Origin of the sequence: Micromonospora polyrhachis (genome assembly GCF_014203835.1) — a bacterium.
In the GTDB taxonomy this organism is placed as follows: domain Bacteria; phylum Actinomycetota; class Actinomycetes; order Mycobacteriales; family Micromonosporaceae; genus Micromonospora_H; species Micromonospora_H polyrhachis.
This window is the reverse complement of the sequence record NZ_JACHJW010000001.1, coordinates 5794913-5808980: the sequence shown is the minus strand read 5'-3', so window position 1 is coordinate 5808980 and position 14068 is coordinate 5794913. Positions and strand designations below refer to the sequence as shown.

Below are 14068 nucleotides of genomic sequence, written 5' to 3'. Positions count from 1 at the left end.
CGCCAACGTTACGTATTTCGGGGAGTGCCTGCAAATCCCACCGGCGGTGATCCACACCACCGGGTGACAGGACACTGCCCGAACCGACAAGAACTACAGTGCGTAGGATCAGCGCCGTGAACGGAATCGCCGGGTATTTCGGCAGTCCGCGCGTGCTACGCCGGCTCGCCCTGGCCTCGATCATCGCCAACATCGGCATCGTCGTCACCGGCGGCGCCGTACGGCTCACCGGGTCCGGCCTCGGCTGCCCCACCTGGCCCCGCTGCACCGAGGACTCCTACGTCACGACGCCCGAAATGGGCATCTACGGGATGATCGAGTTCGGCAACCGGCTGTTGACCTTCGCGGTGGGCCTGATCGCCCTGCTCGGGATCCTCTCGGCGCTGGCCCAGCGTCCCCGACGCAAGTCACTGGTCCAACTCTCCATCCTCGTGTTCCTCGGTGTCCCGGCCCAGGCCGTCATCGGTGGCTTCACGGTGCTCACCGATCTCAACCCCTGGGTGGTCGGGCTGCACTTCCTCGCCTCCATGGCGGTCATCGCGGCGGCGTACGTGTTCTGGCGGGCGGCGTTCGAGCCGGGCGAGACCGCACCGGCCGAGACGCCGGCCCCGCTGCGCACACTGAGCTGGATCACCACCGTGGTCAGCGCCGCGGTGCTGGTGGTCGGCACCTGGGTGACCGGGAGCGGGCCGCACGCCGGCGACCAGGACGCCAAGCGCCTCGGCTTCGACCCTGAGTCGATCTCGCAGGCGCACGTCGACCTGGTCTTCCTGCTGCTCGGGCTCTCGGTGGCGCTGTGGTTCGCGTTCCGCGCGGTCGGCGCGACGGTCGCCGCCCGAGCCGCGCTGGTGCTGATCGCGGTGGAACTCGGCCAGGGTCTGATCGGCTTCGTGCAGTACTTCACCCACCTGCCCGGCATTCTGGTCGGCGCGCACATGCTGGGCTCCTGCCTGGTCTGGCTCGCCACTCTCGCCGTCCTCCGGGCCACCCGCATCCACCAGCCGACGGCGACCACCGGCCCGGCCGCCCCGTCGACTGACGACGCCCGGCAGCCGGAACCCGTGGCCGCGCACTGATTGGCCCAGGACGCGGGAACGGGCCTGGCCCGCCTGCTCCGGGCCCACCTCGTCAGCAAGAAAGTGGAGCCCGCACCGGTCTGGTGCGGGCTCCACTTCCTGACGGGGTCGAGGTGGGGGGCTAGCCCCAGCCGCGGGCGGTGCCGGGCTCCCCCCAGCCGTGGACGGTGCCGGGCTCCCCCCAGCCGTGGACGGTGCCGGGCTCCCCCCAGCCGCGGGCGGTGCCGGGCTCCCCCCAGCCGTGGGCGGAGCCGGGCTCAGCCGAGACGCAGGGCGATGGCCTGCGCCAACCGCTCGGCGGCCCCATCGGCGTAGCCGAGGAAGAGCGACGGCTCGGTCAGCTCCAACTCGACCAGCACCGGGGAACCATCCGGGCCGGGAATCAGGTCGACCCGGGCGTAGAGCAACCGCTCCGGGCCACCCGGTACCGCCGCCAGCACCCGCTCGGCGACCGTCCGTTCCACATCGCTCGGGATACGGGCGGTGATCTTCTCGGTTCGGTAGAGACCCTCGACGCCATAGTCCGGCCCGGTCAGCATCGGCCCCTTGCGGATCGCGTGGCTGAACCCGAGACCGTCCGGCGTGGCGAAGAACATCAGCGCGGTCTCCCCCGCCGTGTCCACGTCCGCCAGGTAGGGCTGCACCATGGTGACCCGGCCGGCGGTGGACAGGCGGGCCACGTGTGCGGCGGCCAGCCGCCGGTGCTCCTCGTCGGCGCAGTCGTACCGGCCGGTGTCCACGCTGCCTGCGCCGACAGCCGGCTTGATCACGTACTCGCCGTCGAGCGGAGCTGTCCAGCCCTCCCCCGGCCGGACCCAGGTCGTCGGCACCGTCGGCACCCCCGAGGCCGTCAGCGCCTCCAGGTAGCGCTTGTCGGTGTTCCACTCGACGATGTCGGCCGGGTTGGCCAGGACCGGCACGGTGGCGGCCCAGGCGACGAACTCGTCGCGCCGTGTCGCGTAGTCCCAGGGAGAACGGAGCACGGCCGACCGGTAGGCGGTCCAGTCGACACCGGGGGCGTCCCAGACGACCGCCTCGGCCCGGATTCCCAGGGCGGCGAGCGGTCCGAACACCAGCCGGTCGTCATCCTCCAGTTCGGGAAGCTCGGTGCAGGTGACGAGCGCGACCCGGGGCTCCCCGGGCGCACCGCCGGGGTGGGGTGTCGGCATTCAGCGGGCCAACGTACGGCGGGCCATGGACCGCCAGAGGTCCCGGTTGGGACGCATCTCGTCCATCAACTCCCGCTCCCACTCGTTCTCGACGGTGACGCCCGCGCGGGCGCAGGCGAGACGGGCGACATCGGTGCCCTCGGCGAACTGGTCGGCCCATACGCCGTCCGCGCCGACCAGGACGATCCGGGCGCCCCGCTTACCGACGTACTCGATGACCGCCTTCGCGCCGCCGTGGCCGGCGGCAAACTCGCGGATACCGGAAACCAGACCGGTGGCGGTCTGGGTCGTGACGGTCTGATCGGCCGTCAGCGTTGTATCGGAACCATCTGCCATAGCGCGAAGCGTAAGCAGAACTCAGCTCACGTGCCTGATGGCTACCGATTATTTGTGATGCCCATTACCTCATCACGAATAAATTACGGACGGCAGTTTCGACCACTTTATCCGGATATCTACCGATTTTGCAGCCCGGCAAAACGGCCAGAATGGGCGCGTGACCAGCCGGACCGACAGATAGTGAGATTTCGCTACTTCGGCGACAAACAAGACAAACGGAACATTCCGCCACTTATCGGCGACTAGCGGTTCAGATCAGCGCATCAAGCGCGATGACGGCGAACAGGATGGTCAGGTAGGTGTTGGCCCAGTGGAACAACCGCATCGGCTTGATCGCCTCTCCCCGGGCAGACCGTCTGGCCAATCGGTGGGCCTCCACCAGGAAGACCGCCCCCGCCACCACCGCGGTGACCCCGTAGATCGGGCTCAACCCCAGCGGCCAGGCGACCAGCGAGGCGAACACAGTCAACCAGGTGTAGGCCACGATCTCCAGGTTGACCCGCCGGACCGAGGCCACCACCGGCAACATCGGAATGCCGGCCCGCGCGTAGTCGACCTTGTATTTGATCGCCAGAGCGTAGAAGTGCGGCAACTGCCAGAAGAAGACCAACGCGAACAGCGCCCATGCCGCCGGACTCAACGACCCGGTGACCGCAGCCCAGCCGATCAGTACCGGTGCCGCCCCACAGATGCCACCCCAGAAGGTGTTCTGCGCGGTGGTGCGCTTGAGCCACAGCGTGTAGACGAGGTCGTAGTAGGCGATCGAGGCGATGGTCAGGATGGTGGCCAGCCAGTTGGTGAAGGCCGCCATCAAGGCGACCGAGACCCCGGCGAGCACCAACCCGAAGATCAGCGCGCTGCGCGGTGCCACGACGTGGGTCGGCAGCGGACGACGCTTGGTGCGCCGCATCAACTGGTCGATGTCCCGGTCGATGTAGCAGTTGAGCGCGCTGGCCCCACCGGCGGCCAGCGCGCCACCGACCAGCACGACGGCCATCAGCCACAGCGACGGCAGCCCGTCGGCCGCCAGCATCATCGTCGGGATCGTCGTGACCAGCAGCAACTCGACGATGCGGGGCTTGGTGAGCGAGACGTACGCCCGAACCACCTCGCCGGCACCACTGCGTTGCTGCCCCCGAACACCGGCCGTGGACTGCTCGGCCGTCGATCTGCTGGGGCCGGTGGTGACCGGTGGCTCGGTGATCATGCTCACGAACTGCCAACCTTCCAGCGTCGGCGCGGGAGTTTCGGATCAGCGGCGACCGGGCACGATCTGCACGCCGACCGACAGCCTACGCGGCGATATTTGCGCTGCCCGGGCGACCCAGCAACGGTGCCCGCGATCACACGTCCGGGCGGAATCCGGCCGGTCGGCACATGTCTCGCGGAACGGGCATACACGATCCGCAGGCGTACGTTTAGGGACGATCGCTAGGGTCAACAGTGAGGGTTCCGCCCACTGCCAAGGAGCACAGACAATCGTGGCTGCCAACCGACCCACGCAAGACCCGTTGAACTGGTCCGATCTCGACCGCCGCGCCGTCGACACCGCCCGCGTCCTGGCCATCGACGCCGTGGAGAAGTCCGGCAACGGCCATCCGGGCACGGCGATGAGCCTGGCGCCCGCCGCCTACCTGCTGTTCAACAAGGTCATGCGGCACGACCCGACCGCCCCCGACTGGGCGGGCCGGGACCGCTTCGTGCTCTCCGCCGGACACACCAGCCTCACCCTCTACGTCCAGCTCTACCTCGCCGGCTACGGACTGAGCCTGGACGACCTGCGGTCGCTGCGGCAGTGGGGTTCGCTCACCCCGGGCCACCCCGAGCACGGGCACACCAAGGGCGTCGAGACCACCACCGGCCCGCTGGGGCAGGGCGTCGGCAACGCGGTCGGCATGGCGATGGCGGCCCGACGGGAGCGGGGCCTGCTCGACCCGGACGCCGAACCCGGCAACTCGGTCTTCGACCACCACGTCTACTGCATCGCCTCGGACGGGGACATCGAGGAGGGCATCAGCCACGAGGCCAGTTCCCTCGCCGGCCACCAGAAGCTCGGCAACCTCACGCTGATCTACGACGACAACGAGATCTCCATCGAGGACGACACCCGGATCGCCAAGAGCGAGGACGTGGCCGCCCGCTACGAGGCGTACGGCTGGCACGTGCAGACCGTCGACTGGCGGGCCGACGATCCGGACGACGGGCACTACAAGGAGGACCTCCAGGCGCTGTACGCCGCGCTGATGGCGGCCAAGGCGGAGACCGGGCGGCCCTCGTTCATCGCGCTGCGCACCATCATCGGCTGGCCCGCCCCGACGAAGCAGAACACCGGCAAGATCCACGGTTCGGCGCTCGGCGCCGACGAGGTGGCCGCCACCAAGGAACTGCTCGGCTTCGACCCGGGACAGCACTTCGCCGTGGACGACAAGGTGCTCGCCCACGCCCGTGAGGTGCTGGAACGCGGCCGGCAGGCGCGCGCCGAGTGGGACGAGGCGTACCAGGCGTGGGCGCAGGCCAATCCGGAGCGCAAGGCGCTGCACGACCGGCTGGCCTCCCGGGCCCTGCCGGCCGGCTGGACCGACGCGCTGCCGGAGTGGGCCGCGGACGCCAAACCGGTCGCCACCCGGGCCGCCTCCGGCAAGGTGCTCAACGCCCTCGCCCCGGTGCTGCCCGAGCTGTGGGGCGGCTCGGCCGACCTGGCCGAAAGCAACAACACCACCATGGAGGGCGAGCCGTCGTTCATCCCCGCCGAGTACGCCACCAAGGCGTTCCCCGGCCACGAGTACGGCCGCACCCTGCACTTCGGCATCCGTGAGCACGCCATGGGCGCCATCCTCAACGGCATCGCCCTGCACGGCGGCACCCGCCCGTACGGCGGCACCTTCCTGGTGTTCAGCGACTACATGCGCCCCTCGGTACGGCTCGCCGCGCTGATGAAGCTGCCGGTCACCTACGTCTGGACACATGACTCGATCGGCCTCGGCGAGGACGGCCCCACCCACCAGCCGGTGGAGCACCTGACCGCGTTGCGGGCCATCCCCGGCCTGGACGTGGTCCGTCCGGCCGACGCCAACGAGACCGCCATCGCCTGGCGGGAGACGCTGCTGCACACCGACCGGCCGACCGCCCTGGCGCTGACCCGCCAGCCGGTGCCGGTGCTGGACCGCAGCACGCTCGCCGCCGCCGACGGGGCGGCCAAGGGCGGATACGTGCTGGCCGAGGCCTCCGACGCCCAGCCCCAGGTGATCCTCATCGGCACCGGCTCCGAGGTGCAGCTCTGCCTCACCGCCCGGGAACGGCTGGAGGCCGAGGGCACGCCCACCCGGGTCGTGTCGATGCCCTGCCAGGAGTGGTTCCGAGCGCAGGACGAGGCGTACCGGGAGTCGGTGCTGCCACGCGGCGTGCGGGCCCGGGTCAGCGTCGAGGCCGGCATCGCGATGTCCTGGCGGGACCTGGTCGGCGACTGCGGCGAGACCGTGAGCCTGGAGCACTACGGGGCGAGCGCACCGTACAGCGTCCTGTACGAGCAGTTCGGCTTCACCCCGGACCGGATCGTGGCCGCCGCGCACGCGTCGCTCACCCGGATCGGTCAGATCACCGGCAGCACCACCGGCAACTGAGAGAGCGAGGTCGACAATGACGGACAGGTTGAGTGAACTGACCGCCGCCGGCGTGGCGGTCTGGCTCGATGATCTATCCCGGGTACGGCTCAGCTCCGGCGGGCTGGACCAGCTGCGCCGGGAGCAGCACCTGGTCGGGGTGACCACCAACCCGACCATCTTCGCCAAGGCGCTCAGCGACGCCGACGAGTACAACTGGCAGCTGCGTGACCTCGCCCAGCGGGGGGTGACCGTCGAGGAGGCGGTCCGCATGCTGACCACGTACGACGTGCGGTGGGCGTGCGACGTGATGCGCCCGGCGTACGACGCCTCGGGCGGGGTGGACGGCCGGGTCTCCATCGAGGTCGACCCGCGGCTGGCCTACGAGACCGAGAAGACGGTGGCCGAGGCCAAGGCACTGTGGTGGCTGGTGGACCGGCCCAACCTCTACATCAAGATCCCGGCGACCGAGGCCGGTCTGCCGGCCATCACCGCGACCCTGGCCGAGGGGATCAGCGTCAACGTGACGCTGATCTTCGGGCTGGAGCGCTACTCGCAGGTGATGGAGGCGTTCCTGGCCGGACTGGAGCATGCCAAGGCCAACGGGCACGACCTGTCGAAGATCGGCTCGGTGGCGTCGTTCTTCGTCTCCCGGGTCGACACCGAGGTCGACAAGCGGCTGGAGAAGACCGGCTCGGCCGAGGCCAAGGCGCTGCGGGGCAAGGCCGCCCTGGCCAACGCGCGCCTCGCCTACGAGCGCTACGCCGAGGTGTTCTCCTCGGGCCGCTGGCAGGCGCTCGCGGACGCGGGAGCCCACCCGCAACGCCCGCTCTGGGCCTCCACCTCCACCAAGAACCCGGACTACCGCGACGTGATCTACGTCGAGGAACTGGTCGCCCCCGGCACCGTCAACACCATGCCGGAGCCGGTCATCCACGCCTATGCCGACCACGGTGAGACCCGGGGTGACGCGGTCACCGGCAGCTACACCGAGGCCCGCCAGGTCTTTGCCGACCTGACCGCCCAGGGCATCGACTTCGACGACGTGATCGAGACCCTGGAGCGTGAGGGCGTGGAGAAGTTCGCGGTCAGCTGGCAGGAACTACTCGACGGCGTACGCGATTCGCTCGAAGCGGCGACACAGGGCGAAGGCCAGCCCAACCGGGCCGCCCAGGGGCACGCCCAGGCCGCACAGCAGGCAGGAGGCAACGCGTGAGCCAGGCGACCAGCGACCTGTTCGACGGCCCGGTCGAGGCAGCGGCCGGGCTGGCCGTATACGGCGCGGAGGCAATCGACCGCTCCGCGCCCGCCTCCACCCGGACCGCCCTCGCCGCCGACGATGCCGCGCGTCGGCTCGCCGAGAAGGACCCGACCCTGTGGGGGCCGGAGGCCCAGGACGAGGCGAAGATCCGGCTCGGCTGGGTGGACACCTTCCGCCGCAGCCGAGAACTGCTCCCCCAACTCGCCGAACTACAGGCCGAACTGGCCGACCTCGACCACGTGGTGCTCGCCGGAATGGGCGGATCATCGCTGGCCCCCGAGGTCATCGCCCGCACCACCGGCCGGCCACTGACCGTGCTGGACACCACCGACCCGGGACAGGTCCGGGCTGCCCTCGCCAAGCGGCTGCACCGCACCGTCGTGGTGGTGGCCAGCAAGTCCGGCTCGACGGTGGAGACCGACAGCCACCGGCGGGCCTACTGGCAGGCGTTCCTCGACTCCGGCCTGACCGAGGCGGAGGCGGGCCGGCGGTTCGTCATCGTCACCGATCCCGGCTCGCCGCTGGCGACCACCGCCAACGAGATGGGCGCGTACGTGGTGCTCGCCGACTCGGACGTCGGTGGCCGATACTCCGCGCTGACCGCGTTCGGCCTGGTCCCGGCGGCCCTGGCCGGCGTGGACGTGGCCGAGTTGCTGGACCAGGCCGAGGCCCTGGCCCAGTCGCTGGCCGGTAACGAGGGCAACCCGGGTCTGGCCCTCGGTGCGGCGCTCGGCACCGCCGCCACGACCGGGCGGGACAAGATCGCCCTGGTCTCCGACGGCACCGGCATCGAAGGACTCGGCGACTGGATCGAGCAGCTGATCGCCGAGTCGACCGGCAAGACCGGAATCGGCATCCTGCCGGTCGTGGTCGAGGGCCCGCACAGCCCGGGTGCCACCGGCGACGATGTGCTGACCGTGACCTACGGCGGCGCGCTGTCGGCCGGTGCGGTACCCGGCAACGGGGTGAGCCCGCACCTGGCCGTCAACGGCCCGCTGGGCGCGCACTTCCTCGCCTGGGAGTACGCCACCGCCATCGCCGGCGTGCTGCTCGGCATCGACCCGTTCGACCAGCCCAACGTGACGGAGTCGAAGGAGAACACCAACCGGCTGCTGGGCTCGGGCCTGCCGGCCGAGGCACCGGCCTTCACCGAAGGCTCGATCGAGGTGTACGCCCCGGCGGGTACCCCCGGTGACCTGGCCGGTGTGCTGCGCTGGCTGGTGGCCGGGCTGGGCACGGAGGGCTACCTGGCGGTCATGGCCTACCTGGACCGGTTCGCCGACGCCGACGCGGCTCGGACCCGGCCGGCACTGGCCGAGGTCGCCGGCCGCCCGGTCACCTTCGGCTGGGGGCCACGATTCCTGCACTCCACCGGCCAGTACCACAAGGGTGGCCCGCAGGTCGGTTCCTTCCTGCAGGTTACCGGCGCGGTCAGTGACGACCTGCCGGTACCGGGCAAGCCGTACACGTTCGGGGAGTTGCAGGCGGCGCAGGCCGCCGGTGACCGGCAGGCGTTGGCCGAGCGGCAACGGCCGGTGGTACGGCTGCACCTGACCGACCGGACGGCCGGGCTGGCCCAACTGCTCGACACGATCCGCAGCCTGCGGTCCTGATCCGCCGCGATGAACGAACAAGGAGGCGGCGTGAACCCGCTGCGCGACCCGCAGGACCGGCGGCTGCCGCGCATCCCCGAACCATGCGCTTTGGTGATCTTCGGGGTGACCGGCGACCTGGCTCGCAAGAAACTGTTGCCGGCCGTGTACGACCTGGCCAACCGGGGTCTACTCCCACCCGGATTCGTGGTGCTCGGCTTCGCCCGGCGTGACTGGGGGGACGGCGACTTCGAGTCGTTGGCCTACGAGGCGGCTCGCAAGCACGCCCGTACCCCCTGGCGGGAGGAGGTCTGGGCCCGGCTCGTCGGCAACATCAAGTTCGTCGGCGGCTCGTTCGACGACGACGAGGCCTTCGACCAGTTGGCCGTCATGCTCGACGAACTGCGGGGCAGCCACGGCATCGCGGGTAACGCCGCCTTCTACTTCTCCATCCCACCGGCCGCCTTCCCGGTGGTGCTCAAGCAGCTCGCCCGTACCGGCATGGCGGACAACGCCAAGTCGGGCGGGTGGCGGCGGGTCGTGGTGGAGAAGCCGTTCGGCTTCGACCTGCCATCGGCCAAGGTGCTCAACGAGCTGGTCGACGACGTGTTCACCCGCGACGACGTGTTCCGGATCGACCACTATCTGGGCAAGGAGACCGTACAGAACATCCTTGCCCTGCGGTTCGCCAACAACCTGTTCGAGCCACTGTGGAACACCAAGTACGTCGACTCGGTGCAGATCACCATGGCCGAGGACGTGGGCATCGGCTCCCGGGCCGGCTTCTACGACTCGGCCGGCGCGGCCCGCGACGTGCTACAGAACCACCTGCTGCAACTGCTGGCCCTGGTGGCGATGGAGGAGCCGACCAGCTTCGACGCCGCCGAGATCCGGGCCGAGAAGCTGAAGGTGCTGCGGGCCATCACCATCCCCCGGGACGTGGCCAGCGGCACCGTACGCGGGCAGTACCTGCCCGGTTGGGTGGCCGGCCAACGGGCGGTCGGCTACCTGGAGGAGAAGGGGGTGCCAGCCGACTCCACCACCGAGACGTACGTCGCGGTGCGGCTGGGCATCCAGAACCGGCGCTGGGCCGGGGTGCCGTTCTACATCCGGGCCGGTAAGCGCCTCCCCCGGCGGGTCACCGAGGTCGCCGTCATGTTCAAACGCGCCCCGCACCTGCCGTTCAACCATGCCGACGTGGAGATGCTCGGCAACAACCAGCTCGTCATCCGGGTCCAGCCCGACGAGGGCGTGGTGCTGAAGTTCGGTTCCAAGGTGCCCGGCACCGCCATGGAGGTCCGGGACATCGCGATGGACTTCCAGTACGGCGAGGCGTTCACCGAGTCGAGCCCCGAGGCGTATGAGCGGCTCGTGCTCGACGTACTCATCGGGGACCGGACGCTCTTTCCCGACGCCGCCGAGGTCGAGCAGAGCTGGCAGGTCATCGACCCGCTGGAGGCCGCGTGGCAGGACACCACTCCCGACCCGTACCGGGCCGGCGAGTGGGGTCCCCGCTCGGCCGACGAGATGCTCGCCCGCGACGGCCGCTCCTGGCGGCGCGCGTGAGCGAGCGGAGCGAGCGAACCGGCAGGCTCAGTTACCAGGTCACGACGCCGCCGAGCATGGCGAGGGGCGGCGTGAGCGAGCGGAGCGAGCGAACCGGCAGGCTCAGTTACCAGGTCACGACGCCGCCGAGCATGGCGAGGGGCGGCGTGAGCGAGCGGAGCGAGCGAACCGGCAGGCTCAGTTACCAGGTCACGACGCCGCCGAGCATGGCGAGGGGCGGCGTGACCGAACCAACCTGGAGGTTCCGTTGATCGGGCTGTGGGACACCACCGGCAACGAGGTGGTCAAGGCGTTGGCCGCCGAGCGGCGCAGCGCTGGTGGGGTGGCCAGCGGGATGGCGCTCACCCTCATCGTGGTGGCCGACGAGCGGCAGGTCCGGGAGGCCGAGGCCGCCGCGACCATAGCGGCAGCCGCCCACCCGTGCCGACTGCTGGTGGTCGTACGCTCTGATGTGGACCGGGACCGGGACCGGCTGGACGCCGAGATCGTGGTCGGTGGCCGGCTCGGCCCGTGCGAGGCCGTGGTGATGCGGATGTACGGACGGCTCGCCCTGCACGCCGAGTCGGTGGTGATGCCGCTGCTGGTGCCGGACGTACCGGTGGTGACCTGGTGGCACGGGGAGCCGCCGGAGGAGATCGCCACCGACTTCCTCGGGGTGGTCGCCGACCGCCGGATCACCGACTCCGCGCAGGCGGCCAACCCGATCGAGGCGTTGCGGTTGCGGGCAGCGGACTACGCTCCGGGCGACACCGACCTCGCCTGGACCCGCATCACCCTCTGGCGGACCCTGGTGGCCGGTGCGTTCGACACCGTCAACGCGGAGATCACCGAGGCCACCGTCGTCGCACCGACCTCGGACCCGACCGCGGCGCTGATGTGCGGTTGGCTCTCCGCCCGACTGGGGATTATCCCGAAATGGGAGCAGTCGGACCATTTCCAGCGGATGCGGTCGGTGGAGCTGTGCACCGCCAGCGGCGACCACCTGCTGCTGACCCGGGAGGACAGCGTGGCGACGTTCCAACGCACCGGCCAGGCGGAACGACAGCTGCCGCTGGTCCGACGTCCCCTCGGCGAGGAACTGGCCGAGGAGTTGCGGCGACTGGACCCAGACCAGATCTACGCGGAGGCTCTGGGGGCGATGGCCGGCACACCCGGCCTGCAGGCACGACCGGACCGGCGGGTGCACGTCTGGAAGGATCCGGCGACCGCGCAACGGGCGGAGGCGGGAATCACCTCGCACGCCACGACGAGCGAGACCGGGCGTCCCGATCTGCCGCAGGGTGGGGTGGTATGAGCGAGACCAGTGTGGTGGTGCACGCGGACCGGGACGTGCTCGCCCAGGCGGTCGCCGCCCGCCTGATCGTCCGGCTGATCGACGCCCAGGCCGAGCGGGGCCAGGCCGGGCTGGTGTTGACCGGCGGGCGGGTCGCCGCCGCCGTCTACCGGGCGGTGCGCGACCTGCCGGCGCGGGACGCGGTCGACTGGTCCCGGGTGGACGTGTGGTGGGGGGACGAGCGCTTCCTGCCGGCTGGCGACCCGGACCGCAACGAGACCCAGGCCCGGGAGGCGCTGCTCGACGCGTTGCCCCTGGATCCGTCCCGGGTGCATCCGATGCCGGCCTCGGACGGCTCGGAGGGTGACGATCCAGAGGCCGCTGCGGCCACCTACACCGCTGCCCTGGCCACCGCTGCCCGGCCCGGTACGGCGACGCTGCCCCACTTCGACGTGCTGCTGCTCGGTGTTGGCGAGGACGGGCATGTCGCGTCGGTCTTCCCGGGGCACCCGGTCACCTACGAGACCCGCCCGGTGAGTGCCGTACGGGGCAGCCCGAAGCCGCCACCGGTTCGCACCACCCTGACCCTGCCCACCATCAACACGGCGGACGAGGTGTGGCTGCTGGCGACGGGCACCGACAAGGCCCGGGCGGTCGGCATGGCGCTGGCCGGGGCGGGCCCGGTGCAGCTGCCGGCGGCCGGGGCGTGCGGGGTGAGCCGTACCCTCTGGCTGCTGGACCGAGCGGCGGCGGCCGACGTGAAGCCCACCTTCCGTAGTCTGCGCTGACCCCCTTTTCGTTTTGATCAAGAGATTTGCGTCAGCTCAGGGCAGGCCCGGCGACGTGAATCTCTTGATCAACGGGTCAGAACGCAGTGGTTGATCAGGTGGGAGGACTCGTCGCGGCGGAAGAGCGATACCCGCCGGGCTGGCACTACCGGTGTGCGGCCAGAGGAAGCGACAACGATACGAAGAAACGACTGAGCGCGGCCCGTGGGAACGGGCCGCGCTCAGTCGTAGAGCTGCTGTACCAGAACGGCGTCAGGCTGCGCCATTCGTCGCCAGCTTGAGCCAGAGGCCCAGGCCGACGATGCAGGCAAACCAGACAATCCCCACCAAAACCGTATAGCGGTCCAGGTTCTTCTCCGCTACCGACGAGCCGGCAAGGCTGGAGCTGACACCGCCACCGAACATGCTCGACAGCCCGCCGCCCTTACCGCGATGCAGCAGGATCAGCATGGTGAGCAGCACGCTCGTGATGATCAGCAACACGATCAACGTGTACGCGAACCAGATCGGCATAGTAGGGGGCAGTCCTCTCGTCACGATCCTCGCCCGGCTGTCGACCGGGACGCATCGGCACCGACCGGCGGGCGGGGCTCGTCAAGGATAGCGAGCAGTCAGCGGTTGATGTGCTCCGGGAACCGACAGATTTGCACGAACTCCTCGGCGTCCAGGCTTGCCCCACCGATCAGCGCCCCGTCGACGTCCGGCTTGGCCATAATGCCGGCGATGTTCGCCGCCTTCACCGAACCGCCGTACAGGATCCGCACCTTGTCCGCCGTCTCCTGGCCGAACGTATCGGCCAGTCGCTGGCGGAGCGCGCCGCAGACCTCCTGGGCGTCCTCCGGGGTGGCCGTCTTACCGGTACCGATCGCCCACACCGGCTCGTAGGCCACCACGACCTTCTCCACCTGCTCCGGGGTAAGCCCCTTCAGCGCCGCATCGAGCTGGTCGCTACAGTGCGCGACCTGGCGACCCTGCTCGCGGACGTCCAGCCCCTCCCCCACACAGAGGATCGGGCTGAGATCGTTGGCCAACGCCGCTACCACCTTGGCGTTGACCAGCTCGTCGTCCTCGTGGTGGTAGGCCCGCCGCTCGGAGTGGCCAATCGCCACATACTGGCAGCCGAGCTTGGCCAGCATCGGGCCGGAGATCTCCCCGGTGTAGGCCCCCGACGCGTGCGGCGACAGATCCTGGGCCCCGTAGCCGATCAGCAGCTTGTCACCGTCGACCAACGTCTGCACGCTACGCAGGTCGGTGAAGGGCGGCAGGACCACCGTCTCCACGTCGGTGAGCTGCTTCTCGTTGAGGCTGAACGCCAACTTCTGGACCAGGGCGATGGCTTCCAGATGGTTGAGGTTCATCTTCCAGTTGCCGGCCATCAGCGGACGGCGTACAGCCTTAGGCACTG

At 70.1% G+C, this 14068-nt stretch carries 12 protein-coding genes; 7 read left to right on the top strand and 5 right to left on the bottom strand.

Annotated elements, in window-relative coordinates; genetic code table 11:
* The first annotated feature begins 98 nt into the window (after nucleotides 1-98).
* On the top strand, nucleotides 99-1076 hold the full coding sequence (locus FHR38_RS25685) for a COX15/CtaA family protein (RefSeq protein WP_376771435.1): 978 nt from the start codon (nucleotides 99-101) through the stop codon (nucleotides 1074-1076).
* A 257-nt stretch (nucleotides 1077-1333) separates the two neighbouring features.
* Here FHR38_RS25685 and FHR38_RS25680 read toward each other — a convergent pair whose 3' ends face one another.
* The 3 genes from FHR38_RS25680 to FHR38_RS25670 all read right to left on the bottom strand — a co-directional run bounded on the left by FHR38_RS25680 (nucleotide 1334) and on the right by FHR38_RS25670 (nucleotide 3797).
* Entirely contained in the window at nucleotides 1334-2245 is a 912-nt protein-coding gene (locus FHR38_RS25680; RefSeq protein WP_184537063.1) for an ATP-grasp domain-containing protein, read from the bottom strand.
* Nucleotides 2246-2581, bottom strand: a complete 336-nt coding sequence (locus tag FHR38_RS25675) for a hypothetical protein (RefSeq protein ID WP_184537062.1) — start codon at nucleotides 2579-2581, stop codon at nucleotides 2246-2248.
* Between the two features lie 253 nt (nucleotides 2582-2834).
* A complete protein-coding gene (locus FHR38_RS25670) occupies nucleotides 2835-3797 on the bottom strand; it encodes a heme o synthase (protein ID WP_184537061.1) in 963 nt (320 codons plus the stop codon).
* 268 nt (nucleotides 3798-4065) lie between these two features.
* Here FHR38_RS25670 and tkt point away from each other — a divergent pair, with 268 nt between their 5' ends.
* The 6 genes from tkt to pgl all read left to right on the top strand — a co-directional run bounded on the left by tkt (nucleotide 4066) and on the right by pgl (nucleotide 12663).
* The gene (gene tkt, locus FHR38_RS25665; protein ID WP_184537060.1) at nucleotides 4066-6204 is read left to right on the top strand and encodes a transketolase; all 2139 of its coding nucleotides are present in this window, start codon (nucleotides 4066-4068) and stop codon (nucleotides 6202-6204) included.
* Nucleotides 6205-6220: 16 nt separating this feature from the next.
* Nucleotides 6221-7399: a transaldolase gene (gene tal / locus FHR38_RS25660; RefSeq protein ID WP_184537059.1), complete on the top strand. Its 1179-nt coding sequence runs from the start codon at nucleotides 6221-6223 to the stop codon at nucleotides 7397-7399.
* Nucleotides 7396-9057, top strand: a complete 1662-nt coding sequence (locus FHR38_RS25655; RefSeq protein ID WP_184537058.1) for a phosphoglucose isomerase-related protein — start codon at nucleotides 7396-7398, stop codon at nucleotides 9055-9057. The genes tal and FHR38_RS25655 overlap by 4 nt, the downstream gene beginning before the upstream one ends.
* A gap of 9 nt (nucleotides 9058-9066) precedes the next feature.
* Nucleotides 9067-10602, top strand: a complete 1536-nt coding sequence (gene zwf, locus FHR38_RS25650; protein WP_184537057.1) for a glucose-6-phosphate dehydrogenase — start codon at nucleotides 9067-9069, stop codon at nucleotides 10600-10602.
* A gap of 247 nt (nucleotides 10603-10849) precedes the next feature.
* The gene (locus FHR38_RS25645; protein ID WP_184537056.1) at nucleotides 10850-11896 is read left to right on the top strand and encodes a glucose-6-phosphate dehydrogenase assembly protein OpcA; all 1047 of its coding nucleotides are present in this window, start codon (nucleotides 10850-10852) and stop codon (nucleotides 11894-11896) included.
* A complete protein-coding gene (gene pgl, locus FHR38_RS25640) occupies nucleotides 11893-12663 on the top strand; it encodes a 6-phosphogluconolactonase (RefSeq protein ID WP_184537055.1) in 771 nt (256 codons plus the stop codon). Before FHR38_RS25645 ends, pgl begins: the two co-directional genes overlap by 4 nt.
* 252 nt (nucleotides 12664-12915) lie before the next feature.
* Here the strand turns inward: pgl and secG are convergent, their stop codons facing one another.
* Nucleotides 12916-13176 carry a preprotein translocase subunit SecG gene (gene secG, locus FHR38_RS25635; protein WP_184537054.1) on the bottom strand — a complete coding sequence of 87 codons (261 nt, stop codon included), beginning with the start codon at nucleotides 13174-13176 and terminating at the stop codon, nucleotides 12916-12918.
* A 98-nt stretch (nucleotides 13177-13274) separates the two neighbouring features.
* Nucleotides 13275-14039 (bottom strand): triose-phosphate isomerase, encoded by a 765-nt coding sequence (gene tpiA / locus FHR38_RS25630; RefSeq protein ID WP_184540209.1) that lies wholly within the window; start codon nucleotides 14037-14039, stop codon nucleotides 13275-13277.
* Between the last annotated feature and the right edge of the window lie 29 nt (nucleotides 14040-14068).

Bases quoted from the DNA above. Each gene is read 5' to 3' on its own strand.
- FHR38_RS25680 (WP_184537063.1), bottom strand. From the start codon at position 2,245: ATGCCGACACCCCACCCCGGCGGTGCGCCCGGGGAGCCCCGGGTCGCG.
- FHR38_RS25675 (WP_184537062.1), bottom strand. From the start codon at position 2,581: ATGGCAGATGGTTCCGATACAACGCTGACGGCCGATCAGACCGTCACG.
- tal (WP_184537059.1), top strand. From the start codon at position 6,221: ATGACGGACAGGTTGAGTGAACTGACCGCCGCCGGCGTGGCGGTCTGG.
- zwf (WP_184537057.1), top strand. From the start codon at position 9,067: ATGAACGAACAAGGAGGCGGCGTGAACCCGCTGCGCGACCCGCAGGAC.
- pgl (WP_184537055.1), top strand. From the start codon at position 11,893: ATGAGCGAGACCAGTGTGGTGGTGCACGCGGACCGGGACGTGCTCGCC.
- secG (WP_184537054.1), bottom strand. From the start codon at position 13,176: ATGCCGATCTGGTTCGCGTACACGTTGATCGTGTTGCTGATCATCACG.
- tpiA (WP_184540209.1), bottom strand. From the start codon at position 14,039: ATGGCCGGCAACTGGAAGATGAACCTCAACCATCTGGAAGCCATCGCC.